The organism is Corynebacterium sp. CCUG 70398, from assembly GCF_024454055.1.
GTDB lineage: Bacteria > Actinomycetota > Actinomycetes > Mycobacteriales > Mycobacteriaceae > Corynebacterium > Corynebacterium genitalium.
This window is the reverse complement of the sequence record NZ_JAGPYZ010000001.1, coordinates 478,502-494,070: the sequence shown is the minus strand read 5'-3', so window position 1 is coordinate 494,070 and position 15,569 is coordinate 478,502. Positions and strand designations below refer to the sequence as shown.

The window sequence follows — 15,569 nt, the reverse complement described above, 5'->3', positions numbered from 1 at the left end:
ACTCAAGAGACAAAAGGAGCACTACAATGAGCACCACCCGCATCCCGGCCGTGCTGGTCCTTGCCGACGGAAAGACCTTCCCCGGTTTCGCCTTCGGTGCCAGCGACGCCGCAAACCCGGTCTTCGGCGAAGCCGTGTTCACCACGGCCATGACCGGCTACCAAGAGACCATGACCGACCCGTCGTACCACCGCCAGATTGTCGTGGCAGCCGCCCCGCAGATCGGCAACACCGGCTGGAACGACGAGGACAACGAATCCCACGACAACCGGATCTGGGTCGCCGGCTTGGTCATCCGTGACCTGTCGCGCACCGTGAGCAACTGGCGCGCGCAACGCAGCCTCGACGACGAGATGAAGTCCCAGAACATCCCCGGCATCTACGGTGTGGATACCCGCACTCTGGTGCGCCACCTGCGCAACTACGGCTCGATTGCTGCTGGGATCTTCCTTGGTGAGGAGGCAGGTGAGTCCGTCGATAAGCTTGTCGCGCGCGTGAACGAGCAACCATCGATGGAAGGCGCCGACCTCGCCGGCGAAGTTTCCACCGACGAGACCTATGTCATCCCAGCGGAGGGGGAGAAGCGCTTCACAGTTGTCGCCTATGACATGGGAATTAAGACCGCCACGCCGCGGCATTTCGCGCAGCGCGGGATCGAGACTGTCGTCGTGCCGGCCAACACGCCGGTCGACGAGGTACTTGGCCACAACCCCGACGGCGTGTTCATTTCCAACGGCCCGGGCGACCCGGCAACTGCCGACACGATGGTCGACGTCACGCGCGGCGTCATCGAGAAAGGCATTCCACTGTTCGGCATCTGCTTCGGCAACCAGATCCTCGGCCGCGCGCTGGGACTGGAGACCTACAAGCTCAAATTCGGCCACCGGGGTGTGAACATCCCGGTGAAAAACCACGTCACCGGCAAGATCGACATCACCTCGCAGAACCACGGCTTTGCCTTGCAGATGCCGGACGGATTCACAGCAGACGATGTCAAGGACAGCCGCACCTTCGACACTGACTTCGGCCCTGCCGTGGTCACCCACACCTGCTTGAACGACGATGTCGTCGAAGGTGTCGCCCTGGAAACCGGCATGGCCTACTCCGTGCAGTACCACCCCGAGTCCGCAGCCGGGCCGCACGACGCAAACCCGCTTTTTGACCAGTTCATCGGCCTGATGGAGAACCACTCGGCCAATGGGAAGGATGCTTAAATGAAACGCGAAGACATCAACCACGTCCTGGTCATCGGCTCCGGTCCGATCGTCATCGGCCAAGCCTGCGAATTCGACTACTCCGGCACCCAGGCTTGCCGCGTGCTCAAAGAAGAAGGCCTGCGCGTCACCCTGATCAACTCCAACCCGGCGACGATCATGACCGACCCGGAGTTCGCCGACCACACCTACGTCGAGCCGATCACGCCGGAATACATCGACATGATCCTCGCCCGTGAGGCGGAACAGGCCAACCCCGTCGACGCGATTCTCGCGACTCTCGGCGGCCAGACGGCGCTCAACGCCGCGATTCAACTGGACCGCCAGGGCATCCTGGACAAGCACGGCGTGGAGCTTATCGGTGCCAACATCGATGCGATCGAACGCGGCGAAGACCGCCAGATGTTCAAGGACATCGTGGAGAAGATCGGCGGTGAGTCCGCGCGCTCCCGAGTCTGCTTCAACATGGACGAGGTCCGCGACACTGTCGCTGAGCTGGGTCTACCCGTCGTCGTCCGCCCGTCGTTCACCATGGGCGGCCTCGGCTCTGGCCTGGCGTTCACCATGGAGGACCTCGAGCGCATCGCCGGCGACGGGTTGGAAGCATCCCCGGAAGCGAACGTCTTGATCGAGGAGTCCATCCTTGGCTGGAAAGAATTCGAGCTGGAGCTCATGCGCGACGGCGATGACAACGTTGTGGTCATCGCGTCGATCGAGAACGTCGACGCGCTCGGCGTGCACACGGGCGACTCTGTCACCGTCGCTCCAGCGCTGACGTTGACGGACCGCGAGTACCAGACGATGCGCGACCAAGGCATCGCGATCATCCGCGAAGTCGGCGTGGATACCGGCGGCTGCAACATCCAGTTCGCGGTCAACCCGGTCGACGGGCGCATCATCACCATCGAGATGAACCCGCGTGTGTCCCGTTCTTCGGCATTGGCGTCAAAGGCGACCGGTTTCCCGATTGCGAAGATCGCCTCCAAGCTCGCCATCGGCTACACGCTCGACGAGATCACCAATGACATCACCGGCGTCACCCCGGCCGCGTTCGAGCCGGCGCTCGACTACGTGATCGTGAAGATGCCGCGTTTCGCCTTCGAGAAATTCCCCGGCGCCGACGACACGCTAGGCACCTCCATGAAGGCAGTCGGCGAGGCCATGGGCATCGGCCGCAACTACATCCAGGGCCTGAACAAAGTCATGCGCTCCATGGAGGACAAACCGAACGGTTTCTGGACGCGCCCGGATGCTTACTTCGCCGAAGGCCGCGAAAACGACCTCGCTGCGGTGCTCGATGACCTGCGCGTGCCCACCGATAAGCGCCTTTATGACGCAGAACTCGCGCTGCGGCTTGGCGCCTCCATCGACCAGGTCTACGAAGCGTCCAGCATCGACCCGTGGTTCCTCGCCGAGCTCAAGGCGCTCGTCGACTTCCGCCAGACGCTTATCGACGCCCCCGTGCTCGATGCCGAGCTGCTGCGCGAAGCCAAGGTCTATGGGCTATCTGATGCCCAGATCGCAGCCCTGCGTCCCGAGCTGGCCGGCGAAGACGGCGTGCGCTCCCTGCGCTGGTCGCTGGGCATTCGTCCGGTGTACAAGACCGTCGACACCTGCGCCGGCGAGTTCGAGGCCCAGACGCCGTACCTGTACTCCGCTTACGAGTATGACCCGAACGCTGAGTCCGAAGTCTCGTCTTCTGGCGCGAGCGCTGGCGACAGTTCCCGCGAGAAGGTCATCATCTTAGGCTCCGGCCCGAACCGCATTGGTCAGGGCATTGAGTTCGACTATTCCTGCGTTCACGCCGCACTTGAGCTCTCGCGCGTCGGCTACGAGACGGTCATGGTCAACTGCAACCCGGAGACCGTGTCCACGGACTATGACACCGCCGACCGCCTCTACTTCGAACCGCTGACCTTCGAAGACGTCATGGAGATCTACCGCGCGGAGCAGGAAAGCGGCACTGTCGCTGGCGTGATTGTTCAGCTTGGTGGCCAGACCCCGCTCGGCCTCGCCCAAAAGCTCGCTGACGCCGGCGTCCCGGTCGTGGGCACTACCCCCGAAGCCATCAACCTGGCCGAAGACCGTGGCGAATTCGGTAAGGTGCTCGAGGCCGGCAAGCTGCCCGCCCCGGCGTTCGGCACCGCGACCTCCTTCGAGGAGGCGCGTACGGTGGCTAGGTCGATCGGTTACCCGGTGCTGGTTCGCCCGTCATACGTGCTCGGCGGCCGCGGCATGGAAATCGTGTACGACGAGGCCAGCCTGGAGGACTACATCGACCGTGCCACGGAGCTCACCCCGGATCACCCGGTGCTGGTGGACCGCTTCCTGGAGGGCGCGATCGAGATCGACGTCGACGTGCTGTCCGACGGCACTGACGTTTACCTCGGCGGCGTCATGGAGCACATCGAGGAAGCCGGCATTCACTCCGGCGACTCCGCCTGCGCGCTGCCACCGATGACGATCGGCCCGGAGGATATTGAGAAGGTCCGCCGCTCCGCCGTCGCACTCGCTGAGGGCATCGGTGTCAAGGGTCTGATGAATGTGCAGTTCGCTTTGAAGGACGACATTCTCTACGTCATCGAGGCTAACCCGCGTGCGTCGCGCACGGTCCCGTTCGTCTCCAAGGCGACCGGCGTGCACATGGCGAAGGCCGCCTCGCGCATCATGATGGGCTCCACCATCGCAGAGCTTATCGACGAAGGCCTGCTTCCCCGCACCTACGACGGCGGGTCCTTGCCACTCGAGCACCCGATCGCAGTCAAGGAAGCAGTCTTGCCGTTCACCCGATTCCGCAGCCCAGAGGGCAAGGTCATGGATACCACTCTTGGCCCGGAGATGAAGTCCACCGGTGAGGTCATGGGCCTGGCACCCAGCTTCGGTGTGGCCTACGCCAAGGCCGAGGCGGCTGCTTTCGGCGCGCTGCCGAAGGAGGGCACAGTGTTTGTGTCGGTGGCCAACCGCGACAAGCGTGCGGTGATCTTCCCCATTCAGCGCCTGTTCACGATGGGCTTCCGGATCGTGGCCACCGGCGGTACCGCCCAGATGCTGCGCCGCAACGGGATTGACTGCGAGACCGCGCTGAAGGCCTCCGAGGTGCGTGACGGTGCCGACGGCAAGTCGATCGTCGACCGGATTTACGACGGTGAGATCGACATGATCCTCAACACCCCTGCCGGCTCCGGCAGCGCCCGCCAGGACGGCTACGAGATCCGCGCAGCCGCCGTGACCAGCAACGTGCCGCTGATGACAAACGTGCAGGGCATCGTCGCTGCGGTCCAGGGCATCGAAGCTCTGCGCGCCAACGAGATTACCGTGACCAGCCTGCAAGAACTCGAGCACACCCCCGCAACTACGGAGGCGAAGTAGTGGCGCGCGCACCTTTTGGTGAGCGGCTCGCCGCGGCAGGCGACGACTTCGGTCGGCTCTGCGTCGGCATCGACCCGCACGAGTCGCTCCTGCGTGACTGGGGCTTGAGCTGCGACGTCGACGGCCTGCGAGAGTTCTCGCGCCGGTGCGTGGACGCCTTCGTCGGCCACGTCGCGTTGATCAAGCCGCAAGTCGCCTTTTTCGAGCGCTTCGGCGCCGCGGGGTTCGCGGTGCTCGAGGAGACGTTGGAGCAGATCCGCGAAAGCGAGAGCTTGAGCTGCGCCGACGCGAAACGCGGCGACATTGGCTCGACGATGGAGGGCTACGCCTACGCCTGGCTCGACGACCGCTCGCCGCTGCGGGCCGACGCGGTGACACTCACCCCGTACCTCGGCGCCGGATCGCTCACACCAGCGATTGAGATGGCGGGGCGTGAGGGCCGGGGCGTGTTCATCATGGCGGCGAACTCGAATCCGGAAGCTGAAGCTCTGCAATCGCAAACGCTGTCCGGCACCGGCACGACGCTCGCGCAGACCATGGTCGATGAGTGCGCCGACTACAACCGCGGTATGCGCATCGGGCACGTCGGGGTGGTGGTCGGTGCGACCGTCGCAAAGCCTCCCGTGCTTGACGGACTCAATGCTCCCGTGCTCATGCCCGGCGTCGGCGCGCAGGGCGCAACGCTTGACGACGTCACCCGCATCGCCGGCGATAACCTGGCCTTTCCCAACGTTTCCCGCTCGGTTCTCAGCGCCGGACCCGACACCTCTGAACTGCGGAAACGTGCGAAAGCGCTGGTGGGGCGCGCGTAGTGGCGACCCTAGTTAACAGCTCAACTAAAACTGCTGGTAGGTTATAGGCGTTGACGCGGCCACATGCGCTGACATGGCAAAATGCAGTCGTGTCGATCGCGTCAGAAAATTCCCAGTGATACACTTGCCCGAAGTCGGCAGATTGCAGCGATGTAATTCGCGGCGTCGGCGCCGGACAGGTTCATCCCTGGTCCGTTTTCACCAGACCCAACAGACCCCAATAGACATGGAGGAACCCAGTGGCCCTTCCCGAACTGACCCCGGAACAGCGCCAGGAAGCACTCGCTAAGGCTGCCGAGGCACGCAAGCAGCGCGCCGAGCTCAAGGCATCCCTCAAGCGTGGAGACACCGACCTCAAGCAAGTCCTGGACAAGGCTGAGTCCGACGAGATCATCGGCAAGACCAAGGTCTCCGCACTCCTCGAGGCAATGCCGAAGGTGGGCAAGGTCAAGGCTCGCGAGATCATGGAGGAACTCGAGATCGCCCAGACCCGCCGTCTGCGCGGCCTCGGCGACCGTCAGCGCCGCGCTCTGCTCAAGCGCTTCGGCTTCGACGCTTAAGGCACAATCCGTGACAAACGTGAACGGGAAGGGCCGGCTGGTAGTTTTGGCTGGCCCTTCCGCCGTTGGTAAGTCAACCATCGTGCGGCGGCTGCGCGAGGCGGTCGAGGACCTATATTTCTCCGTTTCTATGACCACCCGCGACCCGCGCCCTGGGGAAGTGGACGGCAAGGACTACTTCTTTGTCACTCGGGAGGCATTCCAGAACCGCATCGACTCCGGCGAGATGCTCGAGTGGGCTGAGATTCACGGCGGCCTGCAACGTTCCGGCACTCCGGCGCAGCCCGTGCGCGAGGCGCTGGCGGCTGGCCGGCCGGTTCTCGTCGAAGTCGACCTGGAAGGTGCCCGCAACATCAAGGCGATCATGCCTGAGGCAGTGACCGTCTTCCTGGCGCCCCCGTCCTGGGAGGTGCTCGTCGAGCGTCTTACCGGCCGCGCCACCGAGTCCGATGACGTTATTGCGCGCCGACTTGAAACGGCTCGCGCTGAGCTCGCCGCCCAAGACGAATTCGACGACGTCATTATCAACAATGACCTGGATGACGCGGTCCAAGAGATCAATGATATTCTCTTGAGCGTCCGCCGTCCGAACAACGAATAGGTGTGAGCATGACCAACGACCTAGCTAATGCAGAAGCCAACGAGCACGTGTACGACGCGCCCGAAGGCATTACCGCCCCGCCTATCGACGAACTGCTGACCAAAGTCTCCTCCAAGTACGCCCTGGTGATCTTCGCCGCTAAGCGCGCCCGCCAGATCAACAGCTACTACCAGGAGCAGGACGAGGGCGTGTTCGAGTTCATCGGCCCGCTGGTCACCCCGCAGCAGGGCGAGAAGCCGCTGTCCATCGCTCTCCGCGAGATCGAAGCAGGCTTGCTGGAGCACGAAGAGGGCCAGTAAGCACCCACGCTTCAAGGCGCGAGCTTATCGACGTTTATGTCGGAGCTCGCGCCTTTTAATATTCGTCCGATTCCGGGCGCGCCAAACTGCCCGGCGACCGCCCTGCGGACCGGGTCATGTTGAGTGGCGCTTATCTGGCCATTGCGTGGCTGGATCGTTGCTTCGGTGTGGGGATCTCACCGAAAAGGGTTGTCATTGCGCCGTACGGGTGGCGTGTATTCGCCCGCGGGTGGCCAGTCGGGGAGACCCAGGTGGGGCGCCCGTTATTGATGGCGATGCGGCCGCGTTTGTGGATGTGGTCGTCATCGTCGTTCATACGATTGTGGTAGCTGCACAAAACGGTGAGGTTGTTCATGTTAGTGGGCCCGCCGTTCTTCCACGGGTCGACATGGTGGATCTCGCAGTGCTCGGCCGGCATGCGGCAGTCCGGGCTCGCGCAGATCGGTTGCGTCGCCTTGGCCAACGTGCGTTGCTTCGGGCTGGCGAAACGACGGCTGCGGTAGAGGTTGACTGGACCCTCCGTAGGGTGGAACAACGCGACTTCGAGGCCGTGCACGCCGTTGGCGAAGTAGGAGGCCAGGAAATCGGCGCCGGTGATCGTGGTGCCGTCGGTCAGCCCAAGCACGACCTCATCCCCTTCACCTGCGATGATGCGTGACAGCTCAGGGGCTGGCACGAGAATCAACGGTCGGGGCGCTGCGTGAGGAACACCCGCACCGCTGCGCATGAGCTCCTCGAAGGCGGCGGCCATCTGGGGCCCGGCGGGGTGATCGGCGTCGATATCTGCTCTCAGCGCGGCTTCGAGGTCGGCCATGACGTGCTCGCATGCGGTGATGACCGCGGTGCGTAGTCCGTTGCACGACGTGCTGACGCGGACGGACTTGTTCGGGCTCGGCTTTCTGGCTGGGACGATGCTTTTGGCGAGGCTGCGCAGCGCTTGGCACGTCGTCACGGTCGTCGACGCTTTAAGCAACCGCCCCCTGAACTCCCTGCGCTGCGCGTCCGACTCCAGATGGCTGATGCTGCGTTCAATCACGGCAAGCATGTCGAGGCTAATTGCAGCCTCGCGGGCCGCCAAAGCCGCGTCACGTTGATCGCGGGCCGCTTGAGTCGAGCGCGTGGGCCCGAAGTACGCACTGTGGACGAGTTGCCATTCGCCAACGCGCGCCGGTGACAAGCCAACCGCAAGGGCGGCAGATCGGTCGAAGCCCGACAAGGCGTCTAACGGTGCCTCTGCCACAGCTTGTATTAGCGAAGTGAAGTTCATGTTTCTCAGGCTAACGACGCCTCAACACCCGGTAAAGCGTTCTTTGCGCACTACAGTGTGCAACGCAAACGGTGTTAGGGATCGCAGGTTGCAGCCTCTTTCCACGCCCGGAAAGTGCATCTAGCCAGCGTAAATATCGGACCAAGACTCTGGTTACCCTAATTTAGGGGTGCCGCCGATTTTGTTCGTTTTCGATGAGTTTTCCGTTATGCGACACGCGTTCCCACCAGCCATTAGCTGATGGTTGCCTGAGCAATCAAAGTCGTACGGAGAGCGCTTCCGGTCGCGCATCCTGCGGCACCGGATAAGATCATTTTCACCACCAAGGTTAGGTCTAGGGGTCTGAACACCGAGGTGGTAGCTAGCCAGAGTCAGCACTAACCGACGATGATCCGCCGCGCTGAGAAAGGACGGGGGAAATGAGAGATCGGGGGTTCTCCATCGTCATTGGGGTTATGTTGGCGCTAACTCTAGCTGGCTGCGGTTTGGAAGTTCAGAACTTGGGCATACCAGCCCAGGGAGACAACCAGACCGAGGGCGGTTTACCGGCCACAGGGGAACCGGAAGTGGAACGCCCAGCGTTCCACTTCCGGAGCGGAACTCTTGAGCTAGGGGACTTCGTTTACGAAGACATCAAAGATAACCTCTTTGACCCCTGCCAAGAGATTTCCGCTGAAGAGTTTGCAAAAATCGGATTCAAATCAACGGGGCAAACTCAGAATCTGCGTGACGTTGAAGGCCTAAGTTGCCCAATGACAAGCTCGGATTCAATGAACGGTTATGCACTGGGAACAATTCCAGTTTCTTTGAAGGAGTTGGAAGCAAGCGGGGTGGATTCCGCAGTTGGTGTCTCGGATGTCGTACCTGGTCTATTCACCTACCGGGGCCGGGAACGCGCAGGTCTGAGTTGCGTGGCCGCGGTGGACACTGAGCGCGGGCAACTTGGAGCAATCGTCGGGGTAGGTCTCGAGGAAACGGATTACGATGCTCTGTGTGCGAAAGCCGTAGACATCATGGAAAGCCTTTACAAGATCGTTTGACAGCTTTTGGGGGAGCTTTATGGGTTTGAACTGGGATGCGGGGTCCATAGACCAGGCGTCTGGCGTACTGCGGGATGCTAGTAGCGGTTTAGTTAGTAGCAAAATCGGGTTCGGCTTCGGCGGTGCGGGGGCTTACTCGCAGGTCTCAGGGCTTGACAGTGCGGGCTCTATGCACATGGATATCAGTTCCGTCAGTGAACCGGAGGCTACTAAGGCTTTGGCTGAGCTCCTTAAAAACGCTGCGGACATATTGCGGTTCAACTCGGCTGCGTTTCGAAACATGGACTTAATGAACGCCACTGCGTTCGACCAGGTCGATGGCGGTGCAGCGCGTGCGCGCACGGAGGAGAAGATCGATTCGCTCACCGTTGCTAAGCCGACTACGAGCCTGTTCGCGGCTTTGAACCCTTTTGCTGGACGTCCCTTCAGTCTGGAGACCCTATTTGGCCAGCTCATCGCGACGGATGTTGGTTCGATGACGGGTATCTCGGAGAACTGGCTCGGTACAGCCACATCCGTCGGGGACGCTGTGAGCGCTATTCCGCAGGCGCTCAGTCTGCTGGCATCGTCGTCGGAGACTCCCGCAATCCAGCGCGCCATGTCTCATCTCAGTTCTGTGGAAATCGCCGGCACCGCGTATTCGGCCAAGGCGGGGATATTGGCTGCGCATACTGCAGACCTTGTTCTTGTGACGGAATCCAATTCACTTCAAACGGCGTCGGCGTTAGCGGTGATGAGGGCGTCAGGGAGTCCAGGCCTGGCAAAGGCGTTCGAAGAGACGTTTCTTGAAACATTCTCCCCGAAACTGACGGCCGAATTGGTGCCGGTAACCCCCAGCTTTACGCAACTGCTCTTGCCTTTGGATTCTCCAAGCGGTGGCGGTTCCGGGGTGACGGCGCCGGACGTTCAGGCCGGTCGTGCTTTCGAGTCGATTCCGCTGCCCAAGGTGATGCAGGACGCGTTTGCGGACGCCGGCTACGGTGAACTTGCCCGTGCTACAACGCCAGCCGAGGTCATCTCTCAAGTCGGCCGCCCCAACCCCGACATGTTGCAATCTATCGCTGCCGGTGCGACTCCGACCCAGGCGGCGAGTGCGGCAGCGCCTTCACTTCCGCCTCTGCCGGCGGGCGCTGGGGCTTCTTTGCCGGGTAGCTTGTCGGCACCAGTCGGTGGCGCAATGACTGGTGGCGGGCCTGGCTTGGCAGTGGCACCGATGGGGAATCCGGGCCGTGCCGGCGGCGGGCCGGCAGCTGCTGCGTCAGGCTTTGGTGGCGTGCCGTTCGCTGGCGCGGGGGCCGGCACAGGAGCAGGCACTGGCGGAGCCCGGGGGACAGGTGGACTCGGCCGCATGGGTGCTGGCGGCTTCGGCACTGGCGGCTTTGGAGCCGGAGCAGGCGCAGGCGGGCTTGGTGCCGGATCGGGCTCCGGTGCGGGAGCCCTGGGAGCAGGTGCGGGTGCCGGAGCGGGAGGTCTTGGCCCCGGTGTGGGCGCTGGACCGGGCGCAGGAGCAGGTGCGGGTGCTGGCGGCGCGGGGTCGAACACCTTCATTGGCGGTCAGGGCAACCAAGCAGCACGTGGTGGTGCTGCGGGTGTGCCGGGGGCCTACGGCGGTGGAGCCAACCGCGGCCGGAAGGGCAAGAAGGGCCGGGTGCAGGCGGTCACGTCTGCTGTCGAGCGCGAAGGCAACCTCAAGGCGCTGCTCGGCGAGGCACCCGAAGTGGTGCCGGGCGTGATCGGCGCGTGGGTGCGCGAACCGCGCAGATAGCCGCGACCGGGCTGTGGCCAGGCGGATAGTTGCGGCCGGGCAGTGCGGGAGGAGCGACCAGATTATGGCCGCTACTGCAGGTAAGCTCGGACCACATGAGCGACCAGTCTGCAGAGATGATCTCCGAGCACACGCCCCTTAATGTCGTCGTTGGTGTTGCCGGAGGCATTGCGGCCTATAAGGCGTGCCACCTCGTCCGCGAGTTCACCGAAGCGGGGCATAGCGTGCGCGTCGTGCCTACCCCGGCCGCGCTGAACTTCGTCGGCGCCGCAACGTTCGAGGCTCTTTCGGGCAACCCGGTGGATACAGGCGTGTTCGCGAAGGTGGATGAGGTCCAGCACGTCCGCGTGGGTAAGGAGGCCGACCTCATTGTCATCGCGCCGGCGACAGCGGACACCATCGCGCGCATCGCAGCAGGCAGGGCGGATGATCTGTTAACGGCAACAGTGCTCGTCGCCACGTGTCCGGTGGTGCTCGCCCCGGCAATGCACACGGAGATGTGGGAGAACCCGGCTACGCGCGACAACGTTGCGACGCTGCGCCGCCGCGGCGTGATCGTGCTCGAACCCGCCCACGGCCGGCTGACGGGCACGGACACTGGTGCGGGTCGCATGTTGGAGGCGGAGCAGATTGCGGAGATGGCGCGCACCGTCGTCAAGCGGGGGCGGTTTGAGCGCTCGCTGGAGGGCAAGAAGGTCGTCATCAGCGCCGGCGGGACGCAGGAGAATATTGATCCCGTGCGCTTCATCGGTAACCGGTCCTCGGGGCGCCAGGGGTTTGCGCTCGCGGACATCGCTGTACACCGTGGGGCGGACGTCACGATCGTCGCCGGTGCCACGGATGAGCTGTTCACCCCACCGGGCGCGAACATCGTCAGGGTGCGCTCCACCCGTGACATGGAACAGGCGGTCAATGACGCGGCGGAAGGCGCAGACATCGTCATCATGGCCGCCGCCGTTGCCGATTACCGCCCAGAGGAAGAGGCGACCAGCAAGCTGAAGAAGGGCCAGGCGGACGACTCGCTCAGCACCGTGAAGTTGGTGGAGAACCCGGACATTTTGAAGGGGCTCGTCGACAAGCACGTGCCTGCGACGATCGTGGGATTCGCGGCGGAGACAGACACCCCGCTCGAGCACGGCAAGGCGAAACTCGCGCGCAAGGGCGCGGACATGCTCATGGTCAATGACGTCAGTGGCGGCAAAGTGTTCGGTGAGAAGCGCAACAGCGGCTGGCTGCTGTCGAAGGACGGCGGCGTTGAGGAGGTCGCCGACGGCACAAAGCACGAGGTGGCGGCCGGTATTTGGGACGCGATAGAGAAGCTGTTGCCCAATTAGACCGCTTGGTCTATTCTTGGGCACCATGACCTTCCACCGCCTTTTCACCAGCGAGTCCGTGACCGAGGGCCACCCGGACAAGATTTGTGACGCCATTTCTGACACCATTCTCGACGACATGCTCGCCCAGGACCCGCATTCGCGTGTGGCGGTGGAAACGCTCGTGACCACCGGCCAGGTGCACGTGGTGGGCGAGGTGACCACCCAGGCCTACTCGAACATTGCGAAGCTGGTGCGCGACAAACTCGTCGAGATCGGATTCACCTCTTCGGAGGTCGGATTCGACGGTCGCACCTGCGGCGTGAACATCGCGATCGGTGACCAATCCGCGGAGATTTCCGACGGCGTGACGGATTCACTCGAGGTTCGCTCCAACGAGTCGACCGAAGCGGAGGACAAGGCCGGTGCCGGCGACCAGGGCCTCATGTTCGGCTACGCCACCGACGAGACGCCCGAGTTCATGCCGCTGCCGATCTCCACGGCCCACCGCCTGTCGCGCCGCCTGACGCAGGTGCGCAAGGACGGCATTGTGCGCGGCTTGCGCCCGGACGGCAAGACGCAGGCCACCTACGCCTACGACGGTGACACACCCGTCTACCTGGACACTGTGGTCATCTCTACGCAACACGATCCGGACTTCACGGGCCAGGAGCTTGTCGACGCACTGCGCACCCACGTCCTCGAGCACGTCCTCCGGGAAGCGGGCCTGGAAGACTTCTTAACCGACGAGACGAAGCTGCTGGTCAACCCGTCGGGATCCTTCGTGCTCGGCGGACCGATGGGGGATGCGGGGCTGACCGGCCGAAAGATCATCGTGGACACCTACGGTGGCATGGCCCGCCACGGCGGCGGCGCGTTCTCCGGCAAAGATCCGTCGAAGGTGGATCGTTCTGCGGCGTACGCGATGCGTTGGGTGGCCAAGAACATTGTCGCCGCAGGCCTGGCCAAACGCGTCGAGGTCCAGGTCGCCTACGCGATTGGCCGCGCGACGCCGGTGGGTCTCTATGTGGAGACCTTCGGTACCGCCGCCGACGGACAGACTAGTGAGTCTATTCAGCAGGCCGTGGAAAAGGTCTTCGATCTGCGCCCCGCGGCGATCATCCGTGAGCTCGACCTGCTGCGCCCGATCTACGCGCCGACGGCGGCGTACGGCCACTTCGGCCGCACCGATGTGGACTTCCCGTGGGAGGCGCTGAACAAAGTCGACGACCTGAAGGCCGCCGCCGGAATCTAGTCGCGCGGTTCGCGCTCGTCGCGGGTTTCGCCCCATTGCCGCTTTTGCGCCTCCGATTTCCGGTGGTTGCGCAGCGCGACAATGCCCACCACGATGCCGACGACAATCGGCAGCCAAATATTGCTGTGCTCGATGACCACTTTCACCCATTCGGGCAGCTCCGGCAGGTCCGGGATATCCAGGGAGAAGTCAAAGGTCGGCAGGTTCATCTGTGGCAGGTTCGGCACCGGCAGATCCATCTGCGGCGGCGAAGGTAGGGTGATGTCTGGTATCTCCCAGTCCGGAAGCAGCCGCGCCAGCAGCGGCCCGAGCAGCAGGATCAGCAGAGCCCAGCCACCTTTGCTCAGCCCCTCGAGGATAGGGATTGCGGTGCGCTTCAGGTCGCTCGACTGCATCGCTTGACGACGTTTCTCACCCCGACTCCCCGGCGGCGGATCGAACTCCACAACTGTGTCGCCTTCGCGGAAGTCGATCTGGAGGATCTCCCTGAAGGGGCTCACGACGACCTTCAGGTTGGGTTTGCTGCGGTCGACACCGAGGGTCGCCATGGGGCGCAGTTCGTCTGGCGCGCCTTGCGAGGGAGCGCGGACGAACAGGTGAAAGCGGTCGGATTCGAGTTGCTCGAAGCGGTGTTGGGGGCGGCCGTCGACAAGCACTTCGACGCGGGTGCGCGGATTGCGGAACCTCGATTGGGCGCGCTCAACGAGCGACGAGTCTGCGGTGAGCTGCGTGCCGCCGCTCTTTTCGTCGTCACTGCTGCTGGGCCAATCGGAGTGGATGTCCCGGAACTCCTGGTCGAAACCGGCGCGGACCTCAATGAGGCCGTATTCGGGGTGGCGCAAACTCCACGTTTCCATGGGTTAAGCCTCCTCGGGGCGCGCAGGCGCCTTTGGTGACAGCGTCGCGCCAATCGCCGCAGCCGCCGCGGTGAGGAGGAAACACCCGAACGCGTATATGAAGGTCCCGTCGTTGAAGTAGAGGATCTTGGCGATGGCGAAGCCCGCGCCGGTGAAGAAGGGCAGCGACCACGTGAACCGGTGGGTGTAGCCGTCGATAAGCCCGGCGATGGCGGCGGTGGCGAAGATGAACGCAATGACGAGCGCGACGCTGCCGAGGGGAATGAGCACGAGCGGCCCCACCACGTAGGCGGCCATCACGATGTAGGGGGTCGCTTTAGTCCAGCCAGTTCTCTCTTCGTCCATGGCCTCACACTCTAGGCGCTGCCGGGGGCCGGGCGTGAAGGTGCCTAAGACGCGGGGGTGAATTTGTTGGTGTAGGTCCTGCCGGCTTCCGGCTCGGGAATCATCTCGTCGAGGCTGACAGGGCGCAGGCCTTTCGCGCGCAGCCCGTCAATGATGCACGGGACGGCGTCGACGCTTTCTGTGTGGATGTCGTGCAGCAGAATGATCGAGCCAGGCTGGGATTGACTGACGGCGATATCGCACGACGTTGCTGCGTTGTGGTGCTGCCAGTCGTTCGTGTCCACATCCCACATTGCCAGCGAGAGACCGCGGCTGCCGGCGATGGAGGCCACACGGGCGTCCATGTCGCCATAGGGCGGGCGCAGCCAGCGCGGACCCCAGAACACGGCATCCTTGATGTCGGCGTTGGTCAGGTCGAGCTCGTTCATAATGCCAGCGTCGGCGAGCGTGGACAGCGGCGGGTGGTTGCGCGAGTGGTTGGCGATGGTGTGCTTGTCGTTGAGCATGCGGCGCAAGATGCCGGGTCGTAGTTCGGCACCCGTCCCGATGACAAAGAAGCTGGCCTTGGCGTCCATGTCGCGCAGAATGTTGAGCAGGCGGACGGTCTCGTCGGAAGGGCCGTCATCAAACGTGACCGCCACGCAGTCGGAACAGTCCTCCGACGGGACATCGAGCTTCGGCATGGCCTCGCCGGATGGCTCTGGCACGACGCTCATCGACGGTGTTTGCAGCGTCTCGGTGTCGAGCGTGAGCGCGGGGTCAGCAGAGCTCGGGTCAGCCGCTGCGGGGGCGGCAGGCGCCGCTAGGGGAACCACACAGACGGCAGCCGCAAGCACGGAGAATAGAGAGCGTTTCATCATGTTCCGGGGCAC

At 63.4% G+C, this 15,569-nt stretch carries 14 protein-coding genes; 10 read left to right on the top strand and 4 right to left on the bottom strand.

Translation table 11 applies throughout. The features are described 5' to 3' along the window. The first annotated feature begins 26 nt into the window (after positions 1-26). The 6 genes from carA (at position 27) to rpoZ (ending at position 6,855) form a co-directional block, all read left to right on the top strand. Positions 27-1,214, top strand: a complete 1,188-nt coding sequence (gene carA, locus KBX07_RS02355) for a glutamine-hydrolyzing carbamoyl-phosphate synthase small subunit (RefSeq protein WP_256003635.1) — start codon at positions 27-29, stop codon at positions 1,212-1,214. Beyond that, positions 1,215-4,583: a carbamoyl-phosphate synthase large subunit gene (carB, locus tag KBX07_RS02350; RefSeq protein WP_256022833.1), complete on the top strand. Its 3,369-nt coding sequence runs from the start codon at positions 1,215-1,217 to the stop codon at positions 4,581-4,583. It begins immediately after the preceding gene. Beyond that, on the top strand, positions 4,583-5,395 hold the full coding sequence (gene pyrF, locus KBX07_RS02345; protein WP_255997597.1) for an orotidine-5'-phosphate decarboxylase: 813 nt from the start codon (positions 4,583-4,585) through the stop codon (positions 5,393-5,395). The genes carB and pyrF overlap by 1 nt, the downstream gene beginning before the upstream one ends. Before the next feature lie 239 nt (positions 5,396-5,634). Continuing rightward, entirely contained in the window at positions 5,635-5,955 is a 321-nt protein-coding gene (gene mihF, locus KBX07_RS02340) for an integration host factor, actinobacterial type (RefSeq protein WP_255997598.1), read from the top strand. A 10-nt stretch (positions 5,956-5,965) separates the two neighbouring features. After that, positions 5,966-6,556: a guanylate kinase gene (gene gmk / locus KBX07_RS02335; RefSeq protein ID WP_040423680.1), complete on the top strand. Its 591-nt coding sequence runs from the start codon at positions 5,966-5,968 to the stop codon at positions 6,554-6,556. A gap of 8 nt (positions 6,557-6,564) precedes the next feature. Further along, positions 6,565-6,855 carry a DNA-directed RNA polymerase subunit omega gene (gene rpoZ / locus KBX07_RS02330; RefSeq protein ID WP_255997600.1) on the top strand — a complete coding sequence of 97 codons (291 nt, stop codon included), beginning with the start codon at positions 6,565-6,567 and terminating at the stop codon, positions 6,853-6,855. A gap of 130 nt (positions 6,856-6,985) precedes the next feature. On the opposite strand, the gene KBX07_RS02325 is transcribed toward rpoZ, so the two are convergent. After that, a complete protein-coding gene (locus KBX07_RS02325) occupies positions 6,986-8,122 on the bottom strand; it encodes an HNH endonuclease signature motif containing protein (RefSeq protein WP_256022831.1) in 1,137 nt (378 codons plus the stop codon). Positions 8,123-8,541: 419 nt separating this feature from the next. Between KBX07_RS02325 and KBX07_RS02320 the strand changes: the two genes are divergently transcribed. The 4 genes from KBX07_RS02320 to metK all read left to right on the top strand — a co-directional run bounded on the left by KBX07_RS02320 (position 8,542) and on the right by metK (position 13,495). Continuing rightward, positions 8,542-9,162, top strand: coding sequence for a DUF3558 family protein (locus KBX07_RS02320; RefSeq protein ID WP_255997603.1), 621 nt, complete (start codon positions 8,542-8,544; stop codon positions 9,160-9,162). Between the two features lie 280 nt (positions 9,163-9,442). Beyond that, positions 9,443-10,927: a hypothetical protein gene (locus KBX07_RS02315; RefSeq protein ID WP_256022902.1), complete on the top strand. Its 1,485-nt coding sequence runs from the start codon at positions 9,443-9,445 to the stop codon at positions 10,925-10,927. Between the two features lie 95 nt (positions 10,928-11,022). After that, the gene (gene coaBC / locus KBX07_RS02310) at positions 11,023-12,261 is read left to right on the top strand and encodes a bifunctional phosphopantothenoylcysteine decarboxylase/phosphopantothenate--cysteine ligase CoaBC (protein ID WP_256022829.1); all 1,239 of its coding nucleotides are present in this window, start codon (positions 11,023-11,025) and stop codon (positions 12,259-12,261) included. 25 nt (positions 12,262-12,286) lie between these two features. Continuing rightward, positions 12,287-13,495, top strand: coding sequence for a methionine adenosyltransferase (gene metK / locus KBX07_RS02305; RefSeq protein WP_256022827.1), 1,209 nt, complete (start codon positions 12,287-12,289; stop codon positions 13,493-13,495). On the opposite strand, the gene KBX07_RS02300 is transcribed toward metK, so the two are convergent. From KBX07_RS02300 to KBX07_RS02290, 3 genes are read right to left on the bottom strand one after another with little or no spacing between them, the layout of a single operon-like run. After that, the gene (locus KBX07_RS02300; RefSeq protein ID WP_256022825.1) at positions 13,492-14,352 is read right to left on the bottom strand and encodes a hypothetical protein; all 861 of its coding nucleotides are present in this window, start codon (positions 14,350-14,352) and stop codon (positions 13,492-13,494) included. The genes metK and KBX07_RS02300 overlap by 4 nt on opposite strands. A gap of 3 nt (positions 14,353-14,355) precedes the next feature. Continuing rightward, a complete protein-coding gene (locus KBX07_RS02295) occupies positions 14,356-14,697 on the bottom strand; it encodes a hypothetical protein (protein ID WP_255997607.1) in 342 nt (113 codons plus the stop codon). A gap of 44 nt (positions 14,698-14,741) precedes the next feature. Beyond that, entirely contained in the window at positions 14,742-15,557 is an 816-nt protein-coding gene (locus tag KBX07_RS02290) for a polysaccharide deacetylase family protein (RefSeq protein WP_256022824.1), read from the bottom strand. Between the last annotated feature and the right edge of the window lie 12 nt (positions 15,558-15,569).

Excerpts from the sequence above, each read along its gene's own strand:
- carA (WP_256003635.1), top strand. The coding sequence starts at position 27 with ATGAGCACCACCCGCATCCCGGCCGTGCTGGTCCTTGCCGACGGAAAG.
- carB (WP_256022833.1), top strand. The coding sequence starts at position 1,215 with ATGAAACGCGAAGACATCAACCACGTCCTGGTCATCGGCTCCGGTCCG.
- rpoZ (WP_255997600.1), top strand. The coding sequence starts at position 6,565 with ATGACCAACGACCTAGCTAATGCAGAAGCCAACGAGCACGTGTACGAC.
- KBX07_RS02325 (WP_256022831.1), bottom strand. The coding sequence starts at position 8,122 with ATGAACTTCACTTCGCTAATACAAGCTGTGGCAGAGGCACCGTTAGAC.
- KBX07_RS02320 (WP_255997603.1), top strand. The coding sequence starts at position 8,542 with ATGAGAGATCGGGGGTTCTCCATCGTCATTGGGGTTATGTTGGCGCTA.
- KBX07_RS02315 (WP_256022902.1), top strand. The coding sequence starts at position 9,443 with ATGGACTTAATGAACGCCACTGCGTTCGACCAGGTCGATGGCGGTGCA.
- coaBC (WP_256022829.1), top strand. The coding sequence starts at position 11,023 with ATGAGCGACCAGTCTGCAGAGATGATCTCCGAGCACACGCCCCTTAAT.
- metK (WP_256022827.1), top strand. The coding sequence starts at position 12,287 with ATGACCTTCCACCGCCTTTTCACCAGCGAGTCCGTGACCGAGGGCCAC.
- KBX07_RS02300 (WP_256022825.1), bottom strand. The coding sequence starts at position 14,352 with ATGGAAACGTGGAGTTTGCGCCACCCCGAATACGGCCTCATTGAGGTC.
- KBX07_RS02295 (WP_255997607.1), bottom strand. The coding sequence starts at position 14,697 with ATGGACGAAGAGAGAACTGGCTGGACTAAAGCGACCCCCTACATCGTG.
- KBX07_RS02290 (WP_256022824.1), bottom strand. The coding sequence starts at position 15,557 with ATGATGAAACGCTCTCTATTCTCCGTGCTTGCGGCTGCCGTCTGTGTG.